Origin of the sequence: Acinetobacter sp. 148, from assembly GCF_031196675.1 — a bacterium.
Lineage (GTDB): Bacteria > Pseudomonadota > Gammaproteobacteria > Pseudomonadales > Moraxellaceae > Acinetobacter > Acinetobacter baumannii.
The window spans coordinates 44,365-71,005 of sequence record NZ_JAVIMT010000060.1 but is presented as its reverse complement, the minus strand read 5'-3'; the positions used below and the strand labels follow the sequence as shown (position 1 = coordinate 71,005).

Annotated in this window: 36 protein-coding genes; 27 read left to right on the top strand and 9 right to left on the bottom strand. The window is 41.0% G+C overall.

The window, feature by feature from the left end:
* Window positions 1-4 precede the first annotated feature (4 nt).
* Window positions 5-406 carry an NUDIX domain-containing protein gene (locus RFX69_RS09530; protein WP_000849705.1) on the top strand — a complete coding sequence of 134 codons (402 nt, stop codon included), beginning with the start codon at window positions 5-7 and terminating at the stop codon, window positions 404-406.
* Between the two features lie 2 nt (window positions 407-408).
* On the opposite strand, the gene RFX69_RS09525 is transcribed toward RFX69_RS09530, so the two are convergent.
* Complete coding sequence (locus RFX69_RS09525) at window positions 409-1,044, bottom strand: ComF family protein (protein ID WP_000472270.1); 636 nt, start codon at window positions 1,042-1,044, stop codon at window positions 409-411.
* A complete protein-coding gene (recG, locus tag RFX69_RS09520) occupies window positions 1,037-3,082 on the bottom strand; it encodes an ATP-dependent DNA helicase RecG (protein WP_000204953.1) in 2,046 nt (681 codons plus the stop codon). Before recG ends, RFX69_RS09525 begins: the two co-directional genes overlap by 8 nt.
* Before the next feature lie 20 nt (window positions 3,083-3,102).
* On the opposite strand from recG, the gene RFX69_RS09515 reads away from it, so the two are divergent.
* On the top strand, window positions 3,103-3,918 hold the full coding sequence (locus RFX69_RS09515) for an NAD-dependent epimerase/dehydratase family protein (protein ID WP_000547774.1): 816 nt from the start codon (window positions 3,103-3,105) through the stop codon (window positions 3,916-3,918).
* A gap of 79 nt (window positions 3,919-3,997) precedes the next feature.
* Window positions 3,998-4,984 carry a putative multidrug efflux protein AdeT2 gene (gene adeT2 / locus RFX69_RS09510; RefSeq protein WP_000712907.1) on the top strand — a complete coding sequence of 329 codons (987 nt, stop codon included), beginning with the start codon at window positions 3,998-4,000 and terminating at the stop codon, window positions 4,982-4,984.
* 43 nt (window positions 4,985-5,027) lie between these two features.
* On the opposite strand, the gene plsB is transcribed toward adeT2, so the two are convergent.
* Window positions 5,028-7,601, bottom strand: coding sequence for a glycerol-3-phosphate 1-O-acyltransferase PlsB (gene plsB, locus RFX69_RS09505; RefSeq protein WP_000045398.1), 2,574 nt, complete (start codon window positions 7,599-7,601; stop codon window positions 5,028-5,030).
* Window positions 7,602-7,876: 275 nt separating this feature from the next.
* On the opposite strand from plsB, the gene RFX69_RS09500 reads away from it, so the two are divergent.
* A complete protein-coding gene (locus RFX69_RS09500; RefSeq protein ID WP_289333017.1) occupies window positions 7,877-8,749 on the top strand; it encodes an acyl-CoA thioesterase II in 873 nt (290 codons plus the stop codon).
* 106 nt (window positions 8,750-8,855) lie between these two features.
* Window positions 8,856-10,121, top strand: a complete 1,266-nt coding sequence (locus RFX69_RS09495; RefSeq protein WP_002000599.1) for a dicarboxylate/amino acid:cation symporter — start codon at window positions 8,856-8,858, stop codon at window positions 10,119-10,121.
* 42 nt (window positions 10,122-10,163) lie between these two features.
* Here RFX69_RS09495 and RFX69_RS09490 read toward each other — a convergent pair whose 3' ends face one another.
* From RFX69_RS09490 to RFX69_RS09465, 6 genes are all read right to left on the bottom strand, one after another.
* On the bottom strand, window positions 10,164-11,114 hold the full coding sequence (locus tag RFX69_RS09490; RefSeq protein WP_016653507.1) for a metal-dependent hydrolase: 951 nt from the start codon (window positions 11,112-11,114) through the stop codon (window positions 10,164-10,166).
* A 123-nt stretch (window positions 11,115-11,237) separates the two neighbouring features.
* Complete coding sequence (gene yihA / locus RFX69_RS09485) at window positions 11,238-12,014, bottom strand: ribosome biogenesis GTP-binding protein YihA/YsxC (protein WP_001254457.1); 777 nt, start codon at window positions 12,012-12,014, stop codon at window positions 11,238-11,240.
* Between the two features lie 108 nt (window positions 12,015-12,122).
* On the bottom strand, window positions 12,123-12,560 hold the full coding sequence (locus RFX69_RS09480) for an Rrf2 family transcriptional regulator (RefSeq protein WP_001176605.1): 438 nt from the start codon (window positions 12,558-12,560) through the stop codon (window positions 12,123-12,125).
* A gap of 85 nt (window positions 12,561-12,645) precedes the next feature.
* Window positions 12,646-13,410, bottom strand: coding sequence for a globin domain-containing protein (locus RFX69_RS09475; RefSeq protein ID WP_000188888.1), 765 nt, complete (start codon window positions 13,408-13,410; stop codon window positions 12,646-12,648).
* A 145-nt stretch (window positions 13,411-13,555) separates the two neighbouring features.
* On the bottom strand, window positions 13,556-15,103 hold the full coding sequence (locus RFX69_RS09470) for a helicase HerA-like domain-containing protein (RefSeq protein WP_000537113.1): 1,548 nt from the start codon (window positions 15,101-15,103) through the stop codon (window positions 13,556-13,558).
* 43 nt (window positions 15,104-15,146) lie between these two features.
* Window positions 15,147-16,337 (bottom strand): PLP-dependent transferase, encoded by a 1,191-nt coding sequence (locus RFX69_RS09465; protein ID WP_000716510.1) that lies wholly within the window; start codon window positions 16,335-16,337, stop codon window positions 15,147-15,149.
* A 167-nt stretch (window positions 16,338-16,504) separates the two neighbouring features.
* Between RFX69_RS09465 and RFX69_RS09460 the strand changes: the two genes are divergently transcribed.
* The 22 genes from RFX69_RS09460 (at window position 16,505) to rplO (ending at window position 26,612) form a co-directional block, all read left to right on the top strand.
* Window positions 16,505-17,233, top strand: coding sequence for a type 1 glutamine amidotransferase (locus RFX69_RS09460; protein ID WP_000835293.1), 729 nt, complete (start codon window positions 16,505-16,507; stop codon window positions 17,231-17,233).
* Between the two features lie 251 nt (window positions 17,234-17,484).
* Entirely contained in the window at window positions 17,485-17,796 is a 312-nt protein-coding gene (rpsJ, locus tag RFX69_RS09455) for a 30S ribosomal protein S10 (protein ID WP_000070912.1), read from the top strand.
* A gap of 57 nt (window positions 17,797-17,853) precedes the next feature.
* Window positions 17,854-18,492, top strand: a complete 639-nt coding sequence (rplC, locus tag RFX69_RS09450) for a 50S ribosomal protein L3 (RefSeq protein ID WP_001982642.1) — start codon at window positions 17,854-17,856, stop codon at window positions 18,490-18,492.
* 11 nt (window positions 18,493-18,503) lie between these two features.
* On the top strand, window positions 18,504-19,106 hold the full coding sequence (rplD, locus tag RFX69_RS09445; RefSeq protein WP_001050255.1) for a 50S ribosomal protein L4: 603 nt from the start codon (window positions 18,504-18,506) through the stop codon (window positions 19,104-19,106).
* A complete protein-coding gene (rplW, locus tag RFX69_RS09440; RefSeq protein WP_001058538.1) occupies window positions 19,103-19,423 on the top strand; it encodes a 50S ribosomal protein L23 in 321 nt (106 codons plus the stop codon). The genes rplD and rplW overlap by 4 nt, the downstream gene beginning before the upstream one ends.
* 11 nt (window positions 19,424-19,434) lie before the next feature.
* Complete coding sequence (rplB, locus tag RFX69_RS09435; RefSeq protein WP_001122317.1) at window positions 19,435-20,259, top strand: 50S ribosomal protein L2; 825 nt, start codon at window positions 19,435-19,437, stop codon at window positions 20,257-20,259.
* A gap of 13 nt (window positions 20,260-20,272) precedes the next feature.
* Window positions 20,273-20,548 (top strand): 30S ribosomal protein S19, encoded by a 276-nt coding sequence (rpsS, locus tag RFX69_RS09430; protein ID WP_001138119.1) that lies wholly within the window; start codon window positions 20,273-20,275, stop codon window positions 20,546-20,548.
* Between the two features lie 11 nt (window positions 20,549-20,559).
* Complete coding sequence (gene rplV / locus RFX69_RS09425; protein WP_289333018.1) at window positions 20,560-20,889, top strand: 50S ribosomal protein L22; 330 nt, start codon at window positions 20,560-20,562, stop codon at window positions 20,887-20,889.
* Between the two features lies 1 nt (window position 20,890).
* Window positions 20,891-21,643 (top strand): 30S ribosomal protein S3, encoded by a 753-nt coding sequence (gene rpsC / locus RFX69_RS09420; RefSeq protein ID WP_000529922.1) that lies wholly within the window; start codon window positions 20,891-20,893, stop codon window positions 21,641-21,643.
* A gap of 3 nt (window positions 21,644-21,646) precedes the next feature.
* A complete protein-coding gene (gene rplP, locus RFX69_RS09415) occupies window positions 21,647-22,060 on the top strand; it encodes a 50S ribosomal protein L16 (protein ID WP_000941215.1) in 414 nt (137 codons plus the stop codon).
* Complete coding sequence (gene rpmC / locus RFX69_RS09410; RefSeq protein WP_000849928.1) at window positions 22,060-22,257, top strand: 50S ribosomal protein L29; 198 nt, start codon at window positions 22,060-22,062, stop codon at window positions 22,255-22,257. The genes rplP and rpmC overlap by 1 nt, the downstream gene beginning before the upstream one ends.
* Window positions 22,254-22,511: a 30S ribosomal protein S17 gene (gene rpsQ / locus RFX69_RS09405; protein ID WP_001291845.1), complete on the top strand. Its 258-nt coding sequence runs from the start codon at window positions 22,254-22,256 to the stop codon at window positions 22,509-22,511. The genes rpmC and rpsQ overlap by 4 nt, the downstream gene beginning before the upstream one ends.
* 92 nt (window positions 22,512-22,603) lie before the next feature.
* Entirely contained in the window at window positions 22,604-22,972 is a 369-nt protein-coding gene (gene rplN / locus RFX69_RS09400; RefSeq protein ID WP_001982634.1) for a 50S ribosomal protein L14, read from the top strand.
* A 9-nt stretch (window positions 22,973-22,981) separates the two neighbouring features.
* Window positions 22,982-23,299, top strand: a complete 318-nt coding sequence (gene rplX, locus RFX69_RS09395) for a 50S ribosomal protein L24 (protein ID WP_001062685.1) — start codon at window positions 22,982-22,984, stop codon at window positions 23,297-23,299.
* Between the two features lie 15 nt (window positions 23,300-23,314).
* On the top strand, window positions 23,315-23,851 hold the full coding sequence (gene rplE / locus RFX69_RS09390; protein ID WP_000113197.1) for a 50S ribosomal protein L5: 537 nt from the start codon (window positions 23,315-23,317) through the stop codon (window positions 23,849-23,851).
* A gap of 9 nt (window positions 23,852-23,860) precedes the next feature.
* Window positions 23,861-24,166 carry a 30S ribosomal protein S14 gene (gene rpsN, locus RFX69_RS09385; protein ID WP_001074624.1) on the top strand — a complete coding sequence of 102 codons (306 nt, stop codon included), beginning with the start codon at window positions 23,861-23,863 and terminating at the stop codon, window positions 24,164-24,166.
* A gap of 11 nt (window positions 24,167-24,177) precedes the next feature.
* Entirely contained in the window at window positions 24,178-24,573 is a 396-nt protein-coding gene (gene rpsH / locus RFX69_RS09380; protein ID WP_000062616.1) for a 30S ribosomal protein S8, read from the top strand.
* 13 nt (window positions 24,574-24,586) lie between these two features.
* A complete protein-coding gene (gene rplF / locus RFX69_RS09375; RefSeq protein WP_000091932.1) occupies window positions 24,587-25,120 on the top strand; it encodes a 50S ribosomal protein L6 in 534 nt (177 codons plus the stop codon).
* A 14-nt stretch (window positions 25,121-25,134) separates the two neighbouring features.
* A complete protein-coding gene (rplR, locus tag RFX69_RS09370; protein WP_001003194.1) occupies window positions 25,135-25,485 on the top strand; it encodes a 50S ribosomal protein L18 in 351 nt (116 codons plus the stop codon).
* 2 nt (window positions 25,486-25,487) lie between these two features.
* Window positions 25,488-25,985, top strand: coding sequence for a 30S ribosomal protein S5 (gene rpsE, locus RFX69_RS09365; RefSeq protein ID WP_001141025.1), 498 nt, complete (start codon window positions 25,488-25,490; stop codon window positions 25,983-25,985).
* Window positions 25,986-25,991: 6 nt separating this feature from the next.
* Window positions 25,992-26,168, top strand: a complete 177-nt coding sequence (gene rpmD / locus RFX69_RS09360; RefSeq protein WP_000849088.1) for a 50S ribosomal protein L30 — start codon at window positions 25,992-25,994, stop codon at window positions 26,166-26,168.
* 3 nt (window positions 26,169-26,171) lie between these two features.
* Window positions 26,172-26,612 (top strand): 50S ribosomal protein L15, encoded by a 441-nt coding sequence (gene rplO, locus RFX69_RS09355; protein WP_000175340.1) that lies wholly within the window; start codon window positions 26,172-26,174, stop codon window positions 26,610-26,612.
* Window positions 26,613-26,641 lie beyond the last annotated feature (29 nt).

Sequence of the window (26,641 nt, the reverse complement as noted above, 5' to 3'; positions counted from 1 at the left end):
ATAGGTGAAAACAATTACGGTTGCCGCTGCGGTGATCTTAAATGAACAAAATGAATTATTGCTTGTTAGAAAGCGTAATACACAAGCTTTTATGCAGGTAGGCGGTAAACTGGAGCCGAATGAGGCTCCGGAAACTGCTATACAGCGTGAAATCTTGGAAGAAATAGGCAGCCCGTGTGTAATAGAACAATTTATAGGGCGTTTTGAGACAGCAGCTGCCAATGAACCGGATCATACGCTTATTAGCCATTTATATTTGGTTCGATTAAAACAATCTCCACAAATTGCAGCTGAAATTGCTGAAATGAAGTGGGTGAAATTTAATGATTCCGAGACAAAACTCGCACCATTAACCAAAGAAATTGTAATTCCGTGGTGTGAGCAGAACTTATCTATAACTCTATAATTTTAATATGATGTAGATGAAGCAGCAGCTAGGCAACTGGCATGAATAGATGTACACCCTAGCTGTTTTAGCGCCTGACATAAAGCGTGAATTGAACTTCCTGTTGTGATTACATCATCAATAATCAGTACACGACGATAACGCCGTTTTTCTTGAGTGAGCGCAACAAATTGCTGTTCAATATTTTCAAATCTTTCGAGTCGAGATAATCCCTTTTGAGAATGCTCATTTAAGCGTTGTACAGGCTGCCAAACTGGTATTTTTAATTGCTTACTCAAAAGATTGGCGAGTAATAAGGATTGATTAAAACCACGTTCAGTTAAACGTTGTTTGGAAATAGGCATGGGTACAATCGCTTGTACCTTAGGAAATTTTAATTGCTGTAAAACTTCAGCGAGTAAGGTTTGGTAATGTAATTTTTGTTCATATTTAAACTGCTGAATAATCCGGTTAATTGGATAGGCGTAGTGACAGGCCACAAGAACAGACTGATCATTGCGCTGAATGGTTTGCTTAAGCCACGGTAGCTGTTCCCAGCATTCTTTACAAAGAGAATATTTTTCTCGTGTTCCTATTTCGCAAAGTAGGCAAGGGGACAGCAACTGAAAAAGATACTGTGGGTTTAAAAACTTAAACATATGCGTATCGAGGAGCTTCGGGAAGCCAGCGCTTCAATAAGGCATCAGCTTGCTCAGGGTAATCTTTTAGAACTTGTTGTGCAACGTAGTGTGCTTGACTCAATAAATGATCATCTCGCTCTAAACGTGCGACACGGAAACCCATATCACCTGTTTGTTTTGTTCCTAATAACTCACCCGGGCCTCTTAGCTCAAGATCTTTTTCAGCAATAACAAAGCCATCATTACTTTCTCTTAAAATTGAAAGTCTTTCTTGCCCATTTTGTGAAAGTGGTGGTTTATAGAGAAGAACACAAAAACTGGCTTTTGCACCTCGTCCTACACGCCCTCGTAATTGGTGTAGCTGTGAAAGCCCTAATCGTTCAGCATTCTCAATGACCATAATCGAAGCGTTAGGTACATCTACCCCAACCTCAATAACAGTTGTGGCAATTAGCAGCTGTAGTTCATTGTTTTTAAATGCTTGCATGACAGCCTGTTTTTCATCGGCTTTCATTTTGCCATGAACCAAACCAATATTAAGTTCAGGAAAGCGCTCTTTCATTTCTTGATAAGTGGCTTCGGCGGCTTGAGCATCTAAAGTTTCGGACTGTTCAACCAGAGTACATACCCAGTAGGCTTGTTTACCTTCTCGGCAGTTTGAAGCAATTCGATGCAGTACTTCTTCACGACGATCTAGCGGAATCGTGACGGTCTGAATTGGAGTTCGGCCTGGCGGTAATTCATCAATAATTGATGTATCTAAATCGCCATAAGCACTCATTGCCAGTGTTCTAGGAATTGGCGTTGCAGTCATGACCAGTTGATGTGGGGTGAGCTGTTCGGCGCCTTTATTGCGTAAGGCTAATCGTTGATCGACCCCGAATCGGTGCTGTTCATCAATAATCACGAGTCCTAGTTTTGCAAATTCAACGTTATCTTGAAATAAGGCATGAGTACCCACAATTAGTTCAGCATGGCCTTCTTTAATTTGTTGCTCAGCGTGTGCCCGCGCTTTCCCTTTTTGTTTACCCGACAACCAAGCTACCGTAATACCTAAAGGTTCAAACCAGCGTTTAAAATTTAAATAATGCTGCTCTGCTAAAATTTCGGTGGGTGCCATTAACGCAACTTGCCAATCTGCTTCTAATGCATGACATGCTGCAACCGCTGCAACTAAAGTTTTTCCAGCCCCTACATCACCTTGTACCAAACGCAGCATAGGTTGATGTTGTTTTAAGTCGTTTAAAATTTCTTTTGATACACGTTTTTGTGCGTTGGTCATTTGAAAAGGTAAAGCTTCTAGTAGCTTTTTTGCAAGCACTTTACTACTCGGAAAAGCAGGTGAAGCAATTTGGCGAATATAAGCACGTCGAGTGAGAAGACTAATTTGATGTGCGACCAGCTCTTCAAAAATAAGACGTTGCTGCGCAGGATGAGAGCCTTGAGCCAGTTGGATCATATTGGCATCAACTGGCGGCTCGTGAATGTAATGTAAAGCTTCTTTGAGTGCATACCCATTTGTATATTGTTTAGGGAGTAACTCGGGTAAGGCATCACTATGATGCTTCAACGCTTGTTTAACATATTCGCGTAATTTAGCTTGTGTTAGTCCATCGGTACTTGGATAAATTGCTGTGAGTTGCGTTTTTGGAAGGGGAGTATGTTCATTAATAAGTTGAATTTCTGGATGATAAAGCTCAAGCCCTCGTGCACCTACGCGAACTTCACCAAAAATACGTAAACGGTTACCAGGTTTTATTTTGTCGGTTAAATTTTTATAAATATGATAAAAGCGTAAAGTCACCTTACCAAATTCATCTTGTATTAATGCGGCCATAGATTTACGTTTACCTGGAGGGAAATCAACAGATTTGACTTCACCCTCGAGTAAATAACTACGACCAACCACCAATTGATTCATAGGAATAATGGTACTGCGATCTTCATAATCACGGGGCAGATGAAACAGCAAATCATCTGTGGTAAAAATATTTAGTTTTTCGAGTAGGGCTGCTGAAGCCGATCCAACGCCTTGTAACTGATGGACTGAAGTCATGTCCCCTCAACGAGTTCTCTATGCATATATTATTTATCGGTTATGGTAAAACATCTCAGCGTGTTGCTAAACAACTATTTGAGAAAGGACATCAAATTACCACAATTAGCCGTAGTGAAAAGACAGATCCTTATGGGACACATCTCGTACAGGATATTTTTACGCTCGATTTAAGCGAAATTGCACCTGTAGATGTAGTGTATATTTTACTTTCTCCAGACGATAGTACTGTTGAAGGTTATCAGCATACTTATGTGGATAGTATTGAACCTATTCGTCAGGCTTTAAAATCGCATCCGGTTAAAAGATTAATTGTGGTGTCATCTACGCGGGTATATGGTGAAAATTCTGGTGAAACAATTGATGACCATAGTGAGATTCACCCAAACGATGCCCAAGGGCATATCTTGCACAATATGGAATTGCTATGGCAAAAGTATTTTCCGTCACAGTGCGTGATTGTGCGTCCTACAGGGATTTATGGGGCTTCTATTGATCGTCTAAAACGAATGGCTGAGCACACGCAAACCTATCCAAATATTCACTATAGTAACCGTATTCATATTGATGATTTAGCAAGGTTTTTGGCGTTTTTAGCTGATTTTGAAAAACCCCATAAAAGCTACCTTGTTGCTAATAATGCACCTGTACCTTTGCATGAAGTCTTACTGTGGTTTCAAAGTCAGTTAGATTTACCGCTACTTACCTTAGATTCAGCTCATGTGTCAGGCAAAAAAATTTATGCGAAACATTTGTTTGAGACGGGTTTTCAACTTGAGCATCCAATTTGCTTTAATGACTATTTATTATGTTTAAATGCTCATGGTACAAATTAAAATTTAGACTAAACTTTAAATAACAACAGAAATACCTGATGAGGCAGTTAAATTGCCGATAAAGATAAAAAGGTTAAAAGTGAAAAAATTTTGTTTAGCTCTCTTTTTGAGTGTAACGTCAGTTACGAGTTGGGCTGGGGATCAGGTGTGGTGTGCATATGATCCAGCGGGTACCCAAGGGGATATTACGCGCCGACTAAATGACATTCGTCTATATGCTCAGCAATATCAGGTCAAATTCAAAGTCGTTAGTTATCAAAAAGAGCAGCAAGCTATTCAAGCCTTTGATGAAGGTAAATGCTCAGGCTTAGCTGCCAGTAACTTTAATACTTATCAGTATAATCATTTTATGGGCAGTACCTCAGGTATTGGTCTTATACCCAATAACCGGACTGCACGAAATCTATTGCAGCTTTTAAATCATCCTACAATTGAGAAAAGATTAATTAATAAAGACTATGAAGCAGTCGGTATGATTCCGGTTGGAACTGCAAATATGGTCATGAAAACCAAAAAAATATCAAAAGTGGCACAGCTTAGAGGTCAACGAATTGGAGTTCTGGCCAATAACCCGCCACAACAAGCTTTGGTGAGAAGTGTAGGTGCGCAGCCGGTATATGTTGATTTATCGAATGCGATTGCGCAGTTTCAACAAAATAAAATCGATATTATGCCAGCGCCTGTTTATGGTCTTTTGCCTTATAACCTACAGAAAGATTTTGGGCCAGATACTCAGGTGATTAATTTTCCTTTGGCGTATTTCGGGGTAAATATAATTATTAAACCGCAAGCTTATCCAGCCAACTTTGGACGAAAAATTCGGGCTTGGTTTGTCCAAAATAGTCAATTATTAACAAATCGAGCTATACAATGGGAAAACCATTTACCAGCCTATTATTGGGTTGACGTTTCTTTTTACGAAAAGCAGAGCTATGACATTATGGTGGCAAAAATACGCAATCAATATGTTCGCTCCGGTTATTACGATGCCTACTTTGTGGAGCTAATGAAACGCTTACGTTGTATTGATGATCCGCGTTACTTTGAATGTCCAATGAGTAGATAAAATAAAAGGCAACTTAAGTTGCCTTTTATTTTATATGAAGATTCTAAGCTTTTTTACGTTTTAAACGGCGTTTAGCTTGCTGAGAAGCCATTGCTTCAAGAGCTTCTTTTAACTCTTCATCAGTAAAGGTCGTGATGTGTTGCAACATTTGTAATGTCACTTCATCAAGCACCAACTGTGCGCCTGCTGCCATTTGACGGAAATTATCGTCAAACTCGATTTGGCCTTGGTCATTCGTTCGAATGTAGTTTTGTTGAGTTAAAACTTTGATAAAGCTTTGGAACAATGCTTTGTCAAAGAATTCAGGAGAGTTAAATTCATAAAGAACTGATAAACGTTGTCCTAATAAATGACTTAATTCTTCAACTTGTTTTGCTGAAATATTGCCTGAACCACGCTGAGTGATTAAAGCTAAAGTCATATAATAACGTTCAAGGCTTTGTTTAACAGGTGTTGCTAATACAACAAGCTGGTTATGCTCTTCAGTATTCGGTGCAGAGCTAATTAAATTGCCTTCGTCATCTTGTTGAATAAGATTTGATTGAACCAATGCATCTGCATATTGCTCAATCTGTTCTTTAAGTTCGCTACTTTTCCATTTAAGGAATAGTTCAGCTTTTAAGAATGGATAAAGCGTATAGATGACATTGCTTAAATCAGCACGGCTAATTTTCCCGTTATGTTCAACAAGAGATGCAATCAATGAAGGTAAAACGAATGCATGCAAAATGTTATTACGGAAATAGGTGAGGAGAACTGCTTGGTTATCTTCAATCGCAATAATGTCACCAAGGGCATGCTGTACGCGCTTAATCAATTTAAGCTTTAAGCCATAAGCAATAATTTCCTTACCAGATAGCGGCGTTACTTCTGTGCGCTGATCGTAAGGGAAATTTGATGCTAAATTGCGGTAAGCTTCAAGCTGCTTAATACAGATTTCTTCATCAAGCGTATGCTTTGGTGTTGCAAGCAAAATAATTGAAAGTAAAGAAACCGGGTTAATCACTACCGCACGGTTAATATTTTCTAAAATCGCATTTGCAGAACTGTTTACTGCTTCTGAAACAGCAGGTGGCACTGGGTCATCGTTCTTTTCAATATAAACGTTCTCAGCATTATGCTGCTTAAGCAAGTCATCTAGAAAAACAGGTTCACCGAAGTTAACGTGTACTTTACCGAAAATACGTTCAATTTTTCGGAGTGTTTTTAAAATACCAAAAATAGACTCGGCTTCTTTTGGCTTACCTTGCATTTCGCCTACATAGGTGGAACCTTCCATAAGGCGCTCATAACCAATGTAAGTTGGCACAAATACAATCGGCTTGGCACGGCCACGTAAATGACTATGGACTGTCATTGCGAGCATGCCGGTTTTCGGTGGTAATAAGCGGCCTGTGCGCGAACGTCCACCTTCAATAAAGTATTCAAGTGGTGTATTGCGAGAAAGAATACTATATAAATATTCTTTAAATACAGAAGTATAAAGACCATTACCACGGAAAGAGCGGCGAATAAAGAAGGCACCACCACCACGTAAAAGCTGACCAACGAAAGGTAAGTTTAGGTTGTCGCCCGCAGCAATATACGGAACCATCAAGCCACGTTTATAAATCACATAAGATAGTAGTAAGTAGTCAATGTGGCTACGGTGACATGGTGTGTAAACAATTTCATAGTCTTTTGCAAGCTCTCGGACAGTACTGAAGTTATGAACTTCTACGCCGTCATAAAGCTGAGTCCATAGACGTGTTAACGCCAAATCTGCAAAACGTACTGCTGAGTGAGAATAATCAGATACGATTTCATTCACATAACCAATCGCACGACGCTCTGCTTCAAGCATGCTGATTTTACCGCGAATACTTTCGCGTCGAATGGCTTCTTGAACATCACGAGACTTTAATACCGACTGCATGACATTGCGGCGGTCTGATAAGTCAGGGCCTAAAACAACTTCACGTTGGCGATCAAGGTAGTCATTTAAAGTGCTAACAATATAAGTTGCTGGCGAAAGGTTCGGATAATGCTTCTGAGCATATTCAATGAGGTCACGTAAAGACTGTGGTTCATGGAATTCCAAATAAGATTGGCGACCATGCAAACCAATATTCACAAGCTGTTTAACTGTACTTGGTGTTGCCCATGTATCTGAGAATAACAACTTAAACCAAGAGTCTTCTTTATCTGGAGAACGACCCCATAAAACGGTTACCGGAACCAGTTCTATGTCGAGTTCAGGATTTGCTTGTAAAACTTCGATCAGTTTAATTAAACGTGGCGGAAAAGCATGAGGAGGGGGATTCAGTAGGTTATTTTCATCATTGTGTTGTAAAAATAAAACTGAAGCTTTTTCCTGATGAGTACCGATGACTAATGGATCTAGCGCTGGTTTTAAATTTAAGCGACGAGTTTCTCCATCCACCACTAAAGCATTACTGCGAGAATGATTTTGCAAGACATAGCACACTACTTTTTGGCGCTCGGTCTTCGCTTCTGTTTCTGTTGTTGCTGATACTGGTTCAGTAGGAACTTCCCCAAGAACATGTGGTGTTACCACGAGGTCAAGTAGTTTACTCGAAAGCCGACGATACATTTGACCAAACCCACTCTTGGACATAAGAACTCCTACTTCTTAAAGACAAATCCCGGCACCAAAGGCAGAGGGTAAATATTTTGCGGTATTTATTAAAAAAAACAATATGCTATTTTCTGATAAATTATAATTCTTTTGGCATTTTTTATCGTTAAAAATCGTATTTTTAGCTGTTTTAAAGGCAATGTTTGTCAGAAGTTGACTGATTGTTCCATGTACAAATAGTTTTTTATGGCACAATAGATTCTACACATCTGTCCTTTAATACCAATTTTGCCTGCAATATGAAGGTATCTCTCATGAATGCGTTAACCCAAGAACTGGTTGAGCTGCTCACTTTAGAAAAGCTTGAAGAAAATATTTACCGTGGAATTAGCCGTAATTTGGTCGGTAAACGTGTTTTTGGAGGTCAGGTTCTCGGTCAAGCATTACGTGCTGCTTCTTACACAACTGATCGTCCTGCGCATTCTCTGCATGCCTACTTTTTATATGGTGGTGATATTAATGCTCCAATCATCTATGAAGTAGACCGTTTGCGTGATGGCAAAAGCTTTGTCAGCCGTCAAGTTCGGGCAATTCAGCATGGACGAGTTATTTTCTCGGCAATGGTGTCTTTTGCTAACCCTGAAGAAGGCTTGAACTATCAGCATCCAGAACCAGATTACCCAGCTCCTGAAGCGCTAAAATCGGAAAGTGAGTTGAAAGAAGGTATCCTGAATTTTGTACCGGAAAATGTTCGTGCAAGTTTTATGCGTGAGCGTCATGTTGAAATCCGTCCGATTGATCCAGTCAATCCATTTCAACCACAACCGGAAGCGCCTTTTAATGCGCACTATATCCGTACCCATGACCGTATTCCAAAACAGCTGGATGACATTTCATTGCATCAAGCAATTGTAGCGTTTTACTCAGACTTTACTTTGATGACAACAGCTTTAAGACCACATGGCTTAAGTTATATTTCTCCAAGTTTGCAATGTGCCAGTATTGATCATGCGATTTATTTCCATCGCCCACTTCGTGCTGATGAATGGATGCTCTATGACATGGAAGCTACAGTCAGTGCGGCTTCTCGCGGTTTAAACTTTGGCCGTATGTGGCAAAATGGCCAACTCGTATGTAGTACGGTGCAAGAGGGTTTGATGCGTTTACTGGAAATTGAAACTCAATAAATAACAATGAGCCATCTGAAAAGATGGCTTTTTTATTTTTAATTGAAACGATGTGACAAAAAATTGCTCGAATGAAAAGCAAGCTCATGTCATATTTACAAAAGGATTGCCTACTGAAAAAAATAATGTTGATATGAACTTAAATACACAAATTCTGATTGCTGCCATTTTAGGTTTAGCCTTTGGCTTCCTACTTACCATGTATCCGGACACTGCTTTTGTAAAGCACAGTTTATATGGATTAGGCATATTAAGTAGTGTTTTTATTGGGCTACTTAAAATGTTGTTGGTGCCATTAATTTTTAGCTCCATTGTGGTTGGAGTTTCAAATTTGCAGGCAGGTGGACAATTAGGCCCAGTTTGGAAAATCACATTCTTGTGTTGTATCACCACCACCACCTTGGCCTTAATTTTAGGTATTAGCTGTGCTCATTTGTTTGAGGTCGGGCGAGGTGTAGATATTTCAATTTTTCAGGCATCTATGCAAAGCTATCAAACACCAGATAGTTTAAACCCGGCAACTTTCTTCACTAATTTTATTCAAAATACTTTAATTAACCCATTTAAAGCTTTTAGTGACGGGAATGTTTTAGCTGTCGTCGTGTTTGCTCTATTTGTGGGTGTTGCTTTAGTTCATGGTGGCGAACGTTTTAAAAGTATTCGGGTATTGAGTCATCAGTTTTTTGAAATGATGATGATGTTAGTAGGTTGGGTAATGAAATTGGCGCCGTTAGGTATTTTTGCCTTACTCGCTAAATTAATGGCCACCGAAGACATTTCAGTATTAAGCCGATTGGCGGAGTTTGCTGCTGTGGTAACAGGTACTACTATTTTTCATGGCGCTGTTGTTCTACCGCTACTGCTTTGGATTTTTGGTCGTATGAGTCCTTGGACTTTCTTCAAAGGCACACGTACAGCTTTAATTACCGCATTTGCAACGAGCTCTAGCTCTGCCACTATGCCGCTGAGTATGAAATGCGCACAGGAAAACTTAGGTGTTCGTCCTCAAACTGCAGGTTTTGTGATTCCATTGGGTACACAGCTCAACATGGATGGTACAGCTTTATATGAAGCTGCTGCCGCGCTCTTTGTGGCAAATCTAGTTGGACTAGACTTAAACCTGACACAACAAATTGTAGTGTGCCTAACCGCAATGATCGCATCACTTGGAGCGCCAGGAATTCCAAGTGCGGGTATGGTTACCATGATTATGGTATTACAGTCTGTGGGTTTACCTGCCGAAGCAATTGCGATTTTACTTCCAATCGATCGTTTACTCGATACGGTAAGAACGGTTGTAAATGTGCAAGGTGATATGATGATTAGTGTGGTAGTAGATCGATATACCAAAGATAAAGATATCAGTATCTAATCTCTAAATAAAAAAGCAGGATTTATATCCTGCTTTTTTATTTTAAGCTGCTTGTAATTCAGCTCTTTTGGCTGCTGGCGACTGCGATAAATAACTTACCGCATCTTCAGTGCTGCCTTCTTTAACTGGATCATACCACGGCATGAGGTAGTCAATTTGCTGAGCAATAAGCCAGATTGGGTTTGGTAAAACCTGATTATCTTTTCGGCTAATTTTATACCATTCTAGAGCAACCCAAGCTGGGAAAAATCTAGATTTGGCAGCATCAGCAAAACGTGGATCTTGCTTCATAATATGTGCAGCGCCGTCTACCCATAGCCCTAACACAAGCACAATCACTGCAAGACTTAAATAATAGCGCGGGATATAACCACCTCCTAAATGGCGATATAAATCGAAAGCAACCGTGCGGTGTTCAATTTCTTCTGAACCATGCCATTTTACCAAGTCTACCATTTCTGGATCTGCGCCTAACTCTTCCCAGCGTTTGTTATAAAGCGCATATTTACCTAGGACACATGTCATGTGCTCTACTGTCGCGATAACACCTAAACGGAATAAATCCCATTGCTCTTGCAAGAATTGCGGAACTTCTTTGTCAAAAGGCTTATCTGCCAAAGCAGTAGTAAATAGATAATTCATAATGTCCAGATTTCTCTGGATATCAATATTGCGTGCACTTAAATATTCTTTATTGGCAGAAGTGTGTGCGTTTGCATGCATTGCTTCTTGGCGAATAAATGCTTGTACATCCTGTTTAAGTTTTTCATCAGTAATACGAGGTAAAACCTTGTTATAGAGCCGGCAAAACCAGAACTCTCCAGCAGGCAAGATATTGTTAATTTCATTAATAAAATAACTTGCAAATGGTTGGTTTGGAATCCAGTCTACAGGGGTATCTTTCCAGTCAAATTTTACCTTGCGTGGAAGAATTTTATAATCAATAGAAGAACCTAAAGCCTTATTCTTCAAAAAAGATAGCAATTTCATCATTTAGTCCTGATTTTTAACTCGATGAAGTTATGATGAGTATAAAAAAAGCCCCTACATTTGTGTTTAGCAATAGGGGCCAATTGAATATAAATTTAATGAAGAAATTGTATCTGTTTTGACGATTTACTCTTCTGCATCCTCATCGCTCGCTTCTGGGATTGTATCAACGTCAAATTCTGGCTGTTGTTCAAGCGTAAAGTGCAATCGTCCAGCCATCACACTTGCTAGCTCTTCTAAACCTAGTTTGTTTAATGAAGAAAAAAGCTGAATCGAGAAATCAAGCTTCATTTTTTTCAGTTGTTGTTTAACTTCAAGCAATACTTTGTTCGCTGGGCCGCGGTTCAGTTTGTCTGCTTTGGTTAAAAGAATATGAACAAATAAATGGCGTGAATAAGCCCACTCTAGCATCATCATGTCAAAGTGCTGTAAAGGGTGGCGAATATCCATGAGTAAAACCAAACCTTGTAAGCTTTTACGATGGATTAGATAGTTTTCTAATTCTTTTTGCCATACACGTTTCATATCTTCTGGTACGGCTGCATAACCATAACCAGGAAGGTCAACTAAGCGTTGATCTGGATTACCTAGGCTGAAAAAGTTAATCATTTGCGTGCGCCCAGGTTTTTTGGAGGCACGTGCAAGCTGTTTCTGGTTTGTTAATGCATTAATTGCGCTAGATTTTCCTGCATTTGAACGTCCGGCAAACGCAATCTCGTAGCCGCTATCTTCAACACATAGTGCCAATTTAGGAGCACTCATTAAAAATTCAGCTTGGCGTAACCAGTTTAGAGATTGCACAGCATAGGCTGTAATCGCTGGATCCGGTTTCTTTTCATAACTGATCTTTTGCTTGGGTGCGAGTCTGGCTTTGGTGTCTTTCGATTTTTCACTACGACGCATAAAAAATAACTTTTTAAATGAGAGGGCTCGCGCCTAGTATAAAGGAGCTTGGTTATTCTTGCTAATTTTCAGTAAGCTTGCTTAAAAAGATAAATAGAATAACGGGTACTAGATTTGCAAAAAGGCGATAGGGGAGTGATCTGAAGCGGATTTTGGCTGTTGTAAAACTTCACCTAACGTATATTGATCTAAACTTTGATAAAAGCTTTCCAAAGCTTGATCAAGAATACCTTTCAAACCGCAATGGGAGCGTAAAACACAAGGTGGTGTATTGCATTCAACAATTTGGTGGTCACCTTGTAAAATTCGGACAATTGTTCCAAGTTTTAAATCTAAAGCTTTTGGATTTAATCGAATTCCACCACCTTTGCCGCGAATGGTAATAATCCACTCTTGTTTACCCATAAAATGGACAACCTTCACAAGATGATTTTGCGAAACATATAAATCTTGAGCGATTTCTGCAATCGTGTACGGCGCATCACTTGGACGAGCGACATACATTAATATTCGCAAAGCATAATCGGTAAATTTATTAAGTTGCATGATCACCAAAAACTAAAGGTTAGGAGGTTGATCATCTTAGCCTGAAAGTCTAAAGAATAAAACTTTCAGGCTAGAGCTTTTTAAGTTACAGCGTTAAAGGAGCTGAAACTTGTACTTGATCACCAACTCTATAGTGCTCAAGCAAAATGTTTGAAACAGAGAACTCTGTATGGTCTTCTTCTGGTTGAACATCAAAATGATAAGTATTGTCCTCTTGAGCCTCTGTGAACTTAAATGCTTTTGGTTGTTCAAGCTGTTGGTTAGGTACTTGAACTTTTACAGAAATAAAAGCATTTGCTGGGCTGGTGAGTACATCTTCATGATCAGTTGCCTTTAAAGTAAAGCGTTTGCCAGACTCAAGTGGGTCAATTTGCGTAATTTCAAATGAACGCCAGCCAGCCCATCCACCTTTCAAGCTTTCAAGTTGTTCATATTTTTGTTTTTCAACACCAATTAAGATATCTGCCAACTGTAAGTAAGCTTGTTTCCACGCTTCAATGAGTTCTGATTCAAATGGAACATTTAAAACTTCACTAATTGAATGAAGCAAGTTGTCGCCCACAATTGCATATTGATCTGGCTGAATATCTAAACTGACATGCTTAGTGGTAATGCGTTCAACCGCTTTGGCAAGCACCGTAGGATTCTCAATATTTTCAGCATACGCGAGTACAGCTGCTGCAAGAGCACGAGGTTGGCGCAGGCTGGTCTGATCATCAAGATTAAAAACATTTTTTAGTTCTGGGTTGTTATTCAACATACGCTTATAAAAGTATGTAGTTAGAGTAACACCATGTTCACGCAATACAGGTACAGTAGATTTAACGAGTTCAATTTGTTGTGGAGTCATGGCTAGACCTTAATTATCTGGCTATATAAGATGTATTTAAAATACATCTTTAAAATGGTTGTAGCAATAGCTTTTTAATAAAAACCTTAAAAAATTTAAGGGATATAAAATCCCTTAAATTAATATACTGATTTAAAAATAAATTTTATTTTCCAAATAATGAGCCGAGTAGTCCCCGTACTAACTTTTGGCCAGTACTACCACCTAAGCTGCGAGCAGCACTTTTTGCAAAAGTTCCGACAATATCTTGAGTAAGTTTAGCTCTTTCACGCGCCGCACGTTCCTCTTCTTTTTGCTGTTCACGTGCTAGACGCTCTTGTTCTTTGGCTTGTTGCTTCGCTAAAGTTTCCTGTTCTTTCGCTTGCTGTTTTGCGAGTTCTGCATCTTGTTTTTGCTGTTCCCGTTCAGCCACTTTATTTTGGAGCATTTCATAGGCACTATCACGATCTACAGCTTGTTCATAAACCCCGGCAATAATACTTTGCGAGATTAAGGTCTGACGCTCTTCTGGAGTGATAGGTGTAAAAGAAGAGTAAGGAGGCATAACCCATCCACGCTCTACAATTTGAGGTGTACCTTGCTCATCTAGGCAACTAATCAGTGCTTCACCTACACCGAGCTCGGTAATTGCTTCATCTACTTTAAAATCGGGATTAGAGCGGAATGTATCTGCTGCTGTTTTTACTGCTTTTTGATCTTTAGGAGTAAAGGCACGTAAAGCATGTTGTACACGGTTGCCGAGTTGCCCTAAAACACTTTCTGGTAAGTCGAGCGGGTTTTGGGTAATAAAATAAATTCCCACACCTTTAGAACGAATTAAACGTACAACCTGTTCAATTTTTTCTTGTAAAGCTTGACTGGCATTGTCGAATAACAGGTGAGCTTCATCAAAGAAAAACACGAGTTTAGGTTTATCCATATCACCAACTTCTGGAAGCTGTTCAAATAATTCTGAAAGCATCCATAATAGGAAAGTAGCATATAGCTTAGGTGTATTCATGAGCTTGTCAGCCGCAAGAATATTGATATAACCATGCCCATTTGCGTCGGTTTGTATAAAGTCCAGAATATTTAAAGCTGGCTCTCCAAAAAACTGCTCTCCACCTTGGTCGGCAAGAGCAAGAAGATTGCGTTGAATAGCGCCTAAGCTGGCTGGAGATAGGTTGCCATATTCGGCTTTAAACTCAGCTGCATGTTCACTTACAAAAGTGATCATGGCTTTTAAATCTTTAAAGTCGACCAGAAGTAACCCTTGGTCGTCTGCGATACGGAATACGGCAGATAAAACACCTTCTTGGGTGTCATTTAAGTTGAGTATACGTGCTAATAAAATTGGCCCAATTTCAGAAATAGTGGTTCGAATAGGGTGGCCTTGCTGGCCAAATAAATCCCAGAAAACAACTGGATTGGCTGCAAATGGAACACTGTCGATCTGTAAAAGCTTTAAGCGTTCATTAAATTTATCCGAAGCTTCACCAGCTTTTGCGAGACTTGAAACATCACCTTTTGCGTCGGCAAGAAAGACGGGAACGCCGATTCGAGAAAAACTCTCTGCGAGCACCTTTAGGGTGACTGTTTTACCTGTACCGGTCGCACCTGCAATCAGGCCGTGCCGGTTGGCAAATTGGGAAAGTAAAACAATTTCTTTTGATGTGTCGTTAATATTTTTTGCAATAACAATCGGTGTACCCATATATTTTTATCCCTTAGTGTGAGCCACTATTGATGTTGTCGTTTTACATTTGTTTCAGAGCATTTTCGATATCTTGAATTAAATCTTGTGGATCTTCTAGCCCTATACAGAAGCGAACCAATAAACCTTGTTGTAAATGTGTATTTTCAAGTTTTCTCATCATTTTTAAATCATAAAGCATGACGAGACTCACCGGTCCTCCCCAACTAAAACCAAGTTTGAATAGCTTAAGAGCATCACAAAAACGGCGTACTGCTGAAATATCATAATCAGATTTGAACACAACACTCACTAAGCCTGCACTTCTACCTGTTGAGCAAATTTCTTGCCAGTATTGATGACCAGGTGCAGCTTTATCGCTTGGATGTAGAACTTGTGCAAACTGAGATTGTTCTTTTAACCATGTCAGTAGGGTTTTAGCATTATTCGATTGTTGCTCATACCTTAATGACATATGCGCAAGACTACGTTGAATTTGGGCGGTATCATCACCAGATACCGAAATCCCTAAAATGGCATGCATTCGGAACAAACGGTGATGTAACTTCTCATCACGAGTTACCACACTTCCCATTAAAATATCGCCACCACCACTTGGATATTTGGTAAGCGCATGAATGGTTAAATCCACTGATAAATGCTCATCGGAAAAATCAAAAGCATTAAAGGCGAGGCCAGCTCCCCAAGTATTATCGAGTGCAGTTAAAACGCCATGCGCTTTTGCTTTTTTTACTAGTGCTTTGAGATCTGGAAATTCAAGAGTGACAGAACCTGCTGCTTCTAACCATAGCAACTTGGTTTTATCAGAAGGCTGGAAACTTGAGACATCAATCGGGTTATAAACTTGAACATTAATTCCATATTGATCTTTTAAGTAGTTTAGGTGTTCCAGATTCGGACCATATATGTTGTCTGGCACCCAAACTTCATCACCTGTTGCTAACACAGCAGAATTTACGAGATTAATCGCAGATAACCCGCTTGGAGCAAGTAGGCAGTATAAACCACCCTCAATTTGAGCAATATTGTCGCCTAGTGTAAATGTCGTAGGTGTACCGTGGGTGCCATAACTATAGTCATAAGGATCGGTCCAATGACGGTCAAAAAGGTGCGAAGTTGATTTAAAAATAATAGTTGATGCACGAAATAAGGGAGGTTGCACGGTTTCAATAAATTGAGGTGCTTTTCGTGGTGCATGAATGAGTTGGGTTTGGAAATTGTTATGCTTTTTCATGGGGCGCTATACTTTACATAATGAGATTAGATTAAGAGAAAACTTACTTAACTGCTAGATTTTTGATTATTTCTAAGATGTTTCGTTACTAGTGTAACATTCACTAAAACTTGGCTTTATTTTTGCAAAGATCAAACCAACATTCTAACAACAATAGGTTTAAGCGCATGAAGTCGCATTTACGTGTTCACTATTTTCAACATATTGCTGGCGAAGGTTTTGGAAGCTGCTATTCATTCTTAAAAGCACACCATGCAACGATAACAGCTACAGAGTTTTTTGCACTTCCAGTTGATCTCCCTTTGGAAATAGAAGCATTGCCACACATTGAAGATGTGGATTTGCTACTTATTATGGGGGGAACCATGAGTGTAAATGATGAGGCAAATTATCCATGGTTAAAAATAGAAAAAAGATGGATACGTCGTTATTTGGCGGCGGGAAAGCCTGCGATAGGACTTTGTCTCGGAGGGCAACTTATTGCCAATGCACTAGGAGCCGCCGTTAGTAGAAACCGTTATCAAGAATTGGGATGGTCGACCGTACAAAGGGTGCCGAATTTACCTAAAGAAAGCTTTTTATTACCAGAAAAAATAAATGTAATGCAGTGGCATAGTGAAACTTTTGAGATTCCTAAAGGTGCGATTCATTTAGCAGAGAACTCAGTTTGTCGTAACCAGATGTACCAAATTGGTTCAAATGTTCTTGGTTTTCAATTTCATCCAGAAATGACACCGAAGGTATTAAATCTTCTTTTAGAGAACGAACAAGAGCTTTCTATTTTTAAAGGTGAGTATGTCCAATCTTTAGATGAACTACATCATTGCGACATCCAAAAGTTTGAACAAGGCAATCAACTTTTAAACAGGGCAATAGAGTTCGTGGTCAATCAATAAAAATATAGAGTTGATGAGAAAAAGGATGAATTGAGCAGAAAATAGAAAAAGAGAATTGCATAAGACTTAAACAATCGTTATAATGAGCGACCCTCAAGAAGAGGGCATTTACTGCGAAGAAAGTAGTAAATGTGCATTACAGTCGTGGCATCGATCACGACCTTGGTGATTATCACTGCCTTTGACACTTACCAGATAGGTGAGATGCGTCAAAGGTGATTCTTTATATATTTGGCTTGGAGTTTACTGGTATGTCTAACCAGAGAATTCGTATCCGTCTTAAGTCTTTTGATCATCGTCTGATTGATCAATCTGCTCAAGAGATCGTAGAAACCGCTAAGCGTACCGGCGCACAAGTGTGTGGTCCAATTCCGATGCCTACTCGCATCGAACGCTTCAACGTTCTTACTTCACCGCACGTTAACAAAGATGCGCGTGACCAGTACGAAATCCGCACCTACAAACGTTTGATCGACATCGTTCAACCTACAGATAAAACTGTTGATGCATTGATGAAGTTAGATCTTGCAGCTGGTGTTGATGTTCAGATCGCTTTGGGTTAAGGCTTTCGGTTAATTAACGATTAGTTAATTAGGCCGCTTTTTTAGAGGTTTATGCACATGGCTATTGGTTTAGTCGGTCGCAAATGTGGTATGACTCGCATCTTTACAGATGCTGGTGTTTCTGTACCTGTTACAGTCATCGAAGTCGATCCAAACCGCATTACGCAAATCAAAACACTTGAAACTGATGGTTATCAAGCTGTTCAAGTAACTACTGGTGAACGTCGCGAGTCTCGCGTAACTAACGCTCAAAAAGGTCACTTCGCTAAAGCGGGTGTTGCTGCTGGTCGTTTAGTTAAAGAGTTTCGTGTTACTGAAGCTGAGCTTGAAGGCCGTGAAGTTGGCGGTACTATTGGCGTTGATTTGTTCACAGTTGGTCAAATTGTTGACGTAACTGGTCAATCAAAAGGTAAAGGTTTCCAAGGTGGTGTTAAACGTTGGAATTTCCGTACCCAAGATGCTACTCACGGTAACTCTGTTTCTCACCGTGTTTTAGGTTCTACAGGTCAAAACCAAACTCCTGGACGCGTGTTCAAAGGCAAAAAAATGGCTGGTCACTTAGGTGATGAACGCGTAACAGTACAAGGTCTTGAAATCGTATCTGTTGACACTGAACGTTCAGTTTTGGTTGTTAAGGGTGCAATTCCTGGTGCAACTGGCGGTGACGTTATTGTACGTCCTACCATCAAGGCCTGAGGGGAAATACCGTGAATTTAAAAACTGTTTCCGGCTCTGCTGTTGAATTGTCTGAAGTAGCTTTCGGACGTGAATTTAACGAAGCTCTTGTACACCAAGTTGTTACTGCTTACTTAGCAGGTGGTCGTCAAGGTACTCGTGCTCACAAATCACGTGCAGACGTTTCTGGCGGTGGTAAAAAACCATTCCGTCAAAAAGGTACTGGTCGCGCTCGTGCGGGTTCTATTCGTAGCCCAATCTGGGTTGGTGGTGGTAAAACTTTTGCTGCTCGTCCACAAGATTGGTCTCAAAAAGTAAACCGTAAAATGTATCGCGGTGCAATGCAATGTATCTTAGCTGAACTTGTTCGCCAAGATCGCCTTGTTTTAGTTGAAGAGTTCGCTGTTGCTGCTCCAAAAACTAAAGAATTGCTTGCAAAACTTAACGATTTAAATGCAGCTCGTGCTTTGATCGTTACAGATGCTGTAGATGAGAACTTATATCTTGCAGCGCGCAACCTTCCACACGTTGATGTGGTAGATGCAACTGCAATCGATCCTGTAAGCTTGATCGCGTTTGATAAAGTTGTGATGTCTGTAGCTGCTGCTAAGAAAATTGAGGTAGAACTCGGATGAACAACGAACGTATCTATCAAGTCCTAAAAGGACCAGTCTTCTCAGAAAAGGCACAAGTTTTAGGTGATACTGCTGGTGTTCAAGTATTTAAAGTAGATATCAACGCTACTAAACTTGAAATCAAAAAAGCAGTTGAAAAACTTTTTGGTGTAGAAGTTGTTAAAGTTAACACAACTATTACTAAAGGTAAGACTAAGCGCTTTGGTCGTACATTAGGACGTCGTTCTGATGTTAAAAAAGCATACGTCACCCTGAAAGCCGGCCAAGATGTTGAAATGGCTGACTTGGGCGATACCGCTGAAAGCGCAGCGGAATAAGGACGAAAATTATGCCGATTCAAAAATGTAAGCCAACGTCTCCAGGACGTCGCTTTGTAGAGAAAGTGGTTCATGACCATCTTCACAAAGGCGCGCCTTATGCACCGTTGGTAGAAGCAAAGAAACGTACTGGTGGTCGTAATAACAACGGTCACATTACTACTCGTCACGTTGGTGGTGGTCATAAGCAACATTACCGTATCGTTGACTTCAAACGTAACAAAGATGGCGTACCTGCTGTTGTAGAACGTATTGAATACGATCCAAACCGTACAGCGCATATTGCATTATTGAAATATGCTGACGGTGAGCGTCGTTATATCATTGCGCCTAAAGGCTTGCGTGCTGGTGATAAAGTACAATCTGGTAACGATGCTCCAATTCGTCCAGGTAACTGTTTACCACTTCGTAACATGCCAATCGGTTCTACACTTCATAACGTTGAACTTAAAATCGGTAAAGGTGCTCAATTAGCACGTTCTGCTGGTGCTTCTGTTCAATTGTTGGGTCGTGATGGTTCTTACGCAATCATTCGTCTTCGTTCAGGCGAAATGCGTAAAGTACACGTTGAATGCCGCGCTGTAATTGGTGAAGTTTCTAACCAAGAAAACAACCTTCGCTCATTAGGTAAAGCTGGTGCTGCACGCTGGCGTGGTGTTCGTCCTACCGTACGTGGTATGGCGATGAACCCGATTGATCACCCACACGGTGGTGGTGAAGGGCGTAACAAAGGTATTCAACCTGTAAGCCCATGGGGTCAAAAAGCTAAAGGGTACAAGACACGTACCAACAAGCGTACGACTAAGATGATTATTCGCGACCGTCGCGTCAAGTAAAGGAATCTGACTAATGCCTCGTTCTCTGAAAAAAGGCCCATTCGTCGATGCGCACTTGTTCGCTAAGGTTGAAGCGGCTGTTGCTAGTAACTCTCGCAAGCCGATCAAAACTTGGTCTCGTCGTTCGATGATCCTTCCAGACTTTGTTGGTTTAACAATTTCTGTTCACAATGGCCGTAACCACGTTCCAGTAATTGTTACTGAGCATATGGTTGGTCATAAACTCGGTGAATTCGCGCCAACTCGTACCTATCGTGGTCACGGTGTTGACAAGAAGTCTAAACGTTAATAGGTGTCATGATGGAAGTAACTGCTAAATTACGCGGTGCCGCTATCTCGGCACAAAAAGCACGTTTGGTTGCGGACTTAATCCGTGGCAAGTCTGTTGCACATGCTTTAAACATCTTGAACTTCAGCAACAAAAAAGCTGCAGTTTTAATTAAAAAAGCATTGGAATCTGCAATTGCAAACGCTGAACACAATAACAGTTTAGATGTTGACGACCTTAAAGTTTCTACGATTTACGTTGACGAAGGCATGAGCCTTAAACGTATTATGCCACGTGCTAAAGGCCGTGCAGATCGTATTACTAAGCGTACTTGTCACATCACCGTTAAGGTAGGGGTTTGATATGGGTCAGAAGGTTCATCCAATCGGTATCCGCCTAGGTGTTGTGAAACGTCATAACGCTAACTGGTATGCGAATCCGAAACAATACGCTGAATACTTGCTTAAAGATCTTCAAGTTCGTGAGTTTTTAACTAAAAAACTTAAGAATGCGATGGTTAGCAATATTCTTATCGAACGTCCATCAGGTGCTGCTAAAGTAACAATTAGCACAGCTCGTCCTGGTATCGTAATCGGTAAAAAAGGCGAAGACATTGAAAAATTACAGCGCGAACTTACCAACATCATGGGTGTTCCAGCGCAAGTAAGCATCAACGAAATTGATCGCCCAGACTTGGACGCGCGTTTAGTTGCTGAAGCAATCGCTTCTCAATTAGAAAAACGTGTAATGTTCCGTCGTGCTATGAAGCGTGCGGTTCAAAACACTATGCGTGCTGGTGCTAAAGGTATCAAAGTTGAAGTTTCTGGCCGTTTAGGTGGTGCAGAGATCGCTCGTACAGAATGGTATCGTGAAGGTCGTGTACCTTTGCACACTCTTCGTGCGGACATCGACTATGCAACTATGCGTGCTGAAACTACTTACGGTACGATTGGTGTTAAAGTTTGGATTTTCCGTGGTGAGATTTTAGGTGGCATGAAACAAGTCATGAACCCTGCTCCTGCTGAAGAACGTCCAGCTAAACGCGGTCGTGGTCGTGGTGAAGGTCAAGAGCGTCGTGGTCGTCGCGGTGACCGTGCTGCTGACAAGGGAGAATAATCCATGTTGCAACCTAAACGTACCAAATTCCGTAAAGTGCACAAAGGCCGTAACACTGGTCTAGCACATCGTGGTAGTACAGTATCATTTGGTTCGATTGCAATTAAAGCAACTGAGCGTGGTCGTATGACTGCACGTCAGATTGAAGCTGCACGTCGTACCATTAGCCGTCGTATTAAACGTGGTGGTAAAATCTTCATTCGCGTATTCCCGGACAAACCAATTACCGAAAAACCATTAGAAGTTCGTATGGGTAACGGTAAAGGTAACGTGGAATATTGGGTTTGTGAGATCAAACCAGGTAAGATCCTGTACGAAATTGAAGGTGTGAACGAAGACTTGGCACGTGAAGCTTTTGCTTTAGCTGCTGCTAAACTTCCGTTTAAAACCACTATCGTGACTCGGACGGTAATGTAATGAAAACTAAAGATCTACGTGAAAAATCGGTAGAAGAGTTGAAAGCTTTGCTTGATGAGCAACAGCTTAACCAATTCCGTCTTCGTATGGCGAAAGCAACTGGTCAGTTGGGTAAATCGCACGAAGTGCAAGTTGCTCGTAAGACAATTGCTCGTATTAAGACACTCCTTACCGAAAAACAGGGGAACGGACAATGAGTGAAAAAACAGTCCGCACGTTAACCGGCAAAGTAGTAAGCGACAAAATGGACAAATCTATTGTTGTCCTTATCGAACGCCGCGTTCAACACCCGTTGTATGGCAAATCAATTCGCCGTTCAACTAAGTTACACGCTCATGATGAGAACAACGTTGCTAAAATTGGCGATGTTGTAACCATTAAAGAAAGCCGCCCAATTTCTAAAACTAAAGCTTGGACTTTAGTGGAAGTAGTTGAAGCAGCTGCTGAGTAATTCGACGTTCTTGTTGCATCATCGGTCAATTTCGAGTACTCTTTGAGCCTTTCGAAATTGTGACCGGTGATGCTCGGTTTTGGAGTAGGGCAATGATTCAAACCGAAACTATGCTCGACGTAGCAGACAACAGTGGTGCTCGCCGCGTACAATGTATTAAAGTACTTGGTGGTTCACATCGTCGTTATGCTTCTGTTGGCGACATTATTAAAGTTACTGTAAAAGAAGCTATTCCACGCGCACGTGTTAAAAAAGGTGACGTGATGAATGCAGTTGTAGTTCGTACTAAGTTCGGCATTCGTCGTCCAGATGGTTCTGTGATCCGTTTTGATGATAACGCTGCAGTTATTTTGAACAACAACAAAGCTCCGATTGCGACTCGTATCTTCGGACCAGTGACTCGTGAACTTCGTACTGAACAGTTCATGAAAATCATTTCATTGGCTCCTGAAGTTCTATAAGAGGCAATCATGGCTAAGATTAAAAAAGGCGATCAGGTTATCGTGATCGCAGGTAAAGAAAAAGGCAAACAGGGTACTGTTTTGTCTGTTTCTGAAGACCGCGTTAAGGTTGAAGGCCTTAACTTAGTGAAGAAGCATCAAAAGCCGAATCGTGTAACTGGCGCTGAAGGCGGTATCGTTACTCAAGAAGCTTCGCTTCATATCTCAAACGTGGCAATTTTAAATGCTACAACCCAGAAGGCTGACCGTGTTGGTTACCAAGTGATTGATGGCGTGAAAACTCGCGTTTACAAATCAACTGGTGAATCAGTGGCGGTAGCGAAGTAATAGGTTGAAAAGGCAATGGCCAGACTTAAAGCACGTTACAACGACGAACTTAAAGCGAAGTTACAAGAAGAACTTAGCATTAAGAATGTGATGGAAATTCCTCGCATCACAAAAATCACTCTTAACATGGGTGTAGGCGCAGCAGCTACTGATAAGAAATTATTAGACGGCGCTGTAGCTGACATGCAATTAATTGCTGGTCAAAAACCAGTAGTTACTCTTGCACGTAAATCTATCGCTGGTTTCAAAATCCGTGATGGTTGGCCAATTGGTTGTAAAGTTACTTTACGTGGCGACCAAATGTACGAATTCTTGGACCGTTTGATCTCTATCGCAATCCCTCGTATCCGTGACTTCCGTGGTTTCTCAGCGAAATCTTTCGACGGTCGTGGTAACTACTCAATGGGTTTGAAAGAGCAAATCGTTTTCCCTGAAATCGATTTCGACAAGATTGATCGTATTCGTGGTATGGATATTACTATTACTACGACTGCTCGCACCGATGACGAAGGCCGTGCGCTTATGCGTGCATTCGGCTTCCCGTTCAAATAAGAGGTCGATATGGCTAAGAAAGGTATGATTAATCGCGAATTGAAACGCGAAAAAACTGTTGCTAAATACGCTGCAAAACGTGCTGAATTAAAAGCTACTATTGCAAATGTAAATGCGAGCGACGAAGAACGTTTCGAAGCGATGTTAAAGTTACAAGCATTGCCACGTAATGCATCTCCGGTACGTCTTCGTAACCGTTGTGGTTTAACTGGTCGTCCTCATGGTTACTTCCGTAAGTTCGGTTTAAGCCGTAACAAATTACGTGACACAGTAATGCAAGGTGATGTACCAGGCGTTGTTAAGGCAAGCTGGTAAGGAGCGACTAAATGAGTATGCAAGATACCGTTGCCGACATGCTAACACGTGTTCGTAACGCACAAATGGCTAAGAAACAAACTGTTTCTATGCCGTCTTCTAAGTTGAAAGTTGCTATTGCAAACGTACTTCAACAAGAAGGCTATATTTCAAACGTAGAAGTTGCTCAAGAAGAGACAAAATCTACTTTGACTATTACTTTAAAATATTTCGAAGGCAAGCCAGTTATCGAAATGGTTAAGCGCGTAAGCCGTCCAGGCCTTCGCCAATACCGTGGTAAAGATAAACTTCCAAGCGTTAAGCAAGGTTTAGGTATTGCAATTGTTTCTACAAGCAAAGGCATCATGACTGATCGCGCTGCACGTGCTGCGGGCATCGGTGGTGAAGTTATTGCTTTTGTTTCTTAATAGGTGATTCCTCATGTCTCGTGTGGCTAAAGCCCCAGTAACTGTACCAAATGGTGTAACAGTTACTCAGAACGGCCGGCAGGTCGAAGTGAAAGGCAGCAAAGGTACATTGTCTTTCAACCTGCATGCGCTGGTCGAGCTAAAACAGGAAGAAGGTAAACTTCAACTTGCTCCAGCTAAAGAATCGAAAGATGCTTGGATGCAAGCTGGTACTGCTCGCGCTGTATTGAACAACCTTGTTAAAGGTGTTAGCGAAGGCTTCGAACGTAAGTTGCAGCTAGTTGGTGTTGGTTATAAAGCTGCGGTTAAAGGTACAGTTGTAAACCTTAACCTTGGTTACTCACACCCAATTGACTACGCTTTACCTGAAGGTGTAACAGCGGAAACTCCAACTGCTACTGAAATCATTTTGAAATCAGCAAACAAGCAGTTGTTAGGTCAAGTAGCGGCAGAAATCCGTGCATATCGTTCTCCTGAACCATATAAAGGTAAAGGTGTTCGTTATTCGGATGAAGTCATTCTTCGTAAAGAAGCTAAGAAGAAATAAGGCGCGAGGTTCTTATGAACGAAAAGAAACAATCCCGTTTGCGTCGTGCGAAAAGCACACGCTTGCACATCCGTGCATTGGGTGCGACTCGTTTGTGTGTAAACCGCACTCCGCGTCACATCTATGCTCAAGTTATTTCAGCAGATGGTGGCAAAGTTTTAGCGCAAGCTTCAACTTTAGATGCATCTTTACGTAGTGGTACTACTGGTAATATTGAAGCTGCGACGAAAGTTGGTGCTTTAATCGCAGAACGTGCTAAAGCAGCTGGCGTTACTAAAGTTGCATTTGACCGTTCTGGTTTTAAATATCATGGTCGTATCAAAGCCTTGGCTGATGCTGCTCGTGAAGGCGGCTTGGAGTTCTAATCATGGCAAAAGTTGAACAAAACGAAGGTCTCGTTGAAAAGCTGGTTGCCGTTGATCGTGTAGCCAAGGTTGTTAAGGGTGGTCGTATCTTCTCTTTCACAGCATTAACTGTTGTGGGCGATGGTAATGGTCGCGTAGGTTTTGGTCGTGGTAAAGCTCGTGAAGTTCCAGCTGCTATTTCTAAAGCACTTGAAGCTGCACGTCGTAACATGATCACTGTAGACCTTGCTGGTACTACTTTACAACACCCTGTGAATGCTCGTCATGGTGCAAGCCGTGTATACATGCAACCTGCTTCAGAAGGTACTGGCGTAATCGCTGGTGGTGCAATGCGTGCCGTTCTTGAAGCTGCAGGTGTACATAACGTACTTGCTAAATGTTATGGTTCTACTAACGCTGCTAACGTAGTAAACGCAACTTTTAAAGGTTTGCGTGATATGACTTCTCCTGAGAAAGTCGCTGCGAAACGTGGTAAATCAGTAGAAGAAATTCAAGGGTAATCAATCATGAAAACGATTAAAGTTACCCAGACTAAATCTTCTTCACATCGCTTGAAAAATCACAAGCTTTGCTTACAAGGTTTAGGTCTGCGTCGTATTGGTCATACTGTAGAAGTGCAAGATACGCCTTCTAACCGTGGTATGATCAACAAAGTCTACTATATGGTTAGTGTAGAGGAATAAGCCATGACTCTGCGTTTAAATGAGCTTGCACCTGCAGAAGGTGCAAAACGTGAACACCGTCGTTTAGGCCGTGGTATCGGTTCTGGCGTTGGTAAGACTGGTGGTCGTGGTATCAAAGGTCAAAAATCACGTAAAAGTGGTGGCGTTCGTCCAGGTTTCGAAGGCGGTCAAACAGCGATTTATCGTCGTTTACCTAAATTCGGTTTCACTAGCCAAATCGCTTTAAAAACTGCTGAAGTACGTTTGTCTGAGTTAAGTAAAGTGGAAGGCGACATCGTTAGCCTTGAAACTTTAAAAGCTGCGAATGTTGTTCGTCGCGATCAAATTCGCGCTCGTATCGTGCTTTCTGGTGAAATCACTCGTGCATTCACTGTTCAAGGTGTTGCATTGACTAAAGGCGCTAAAGCTGCAATTGAAGCAGCTGGCGGCAAAGTCGAGGAGTAATCTCGAGTGTCTATGTCTCCTAGTTCTTC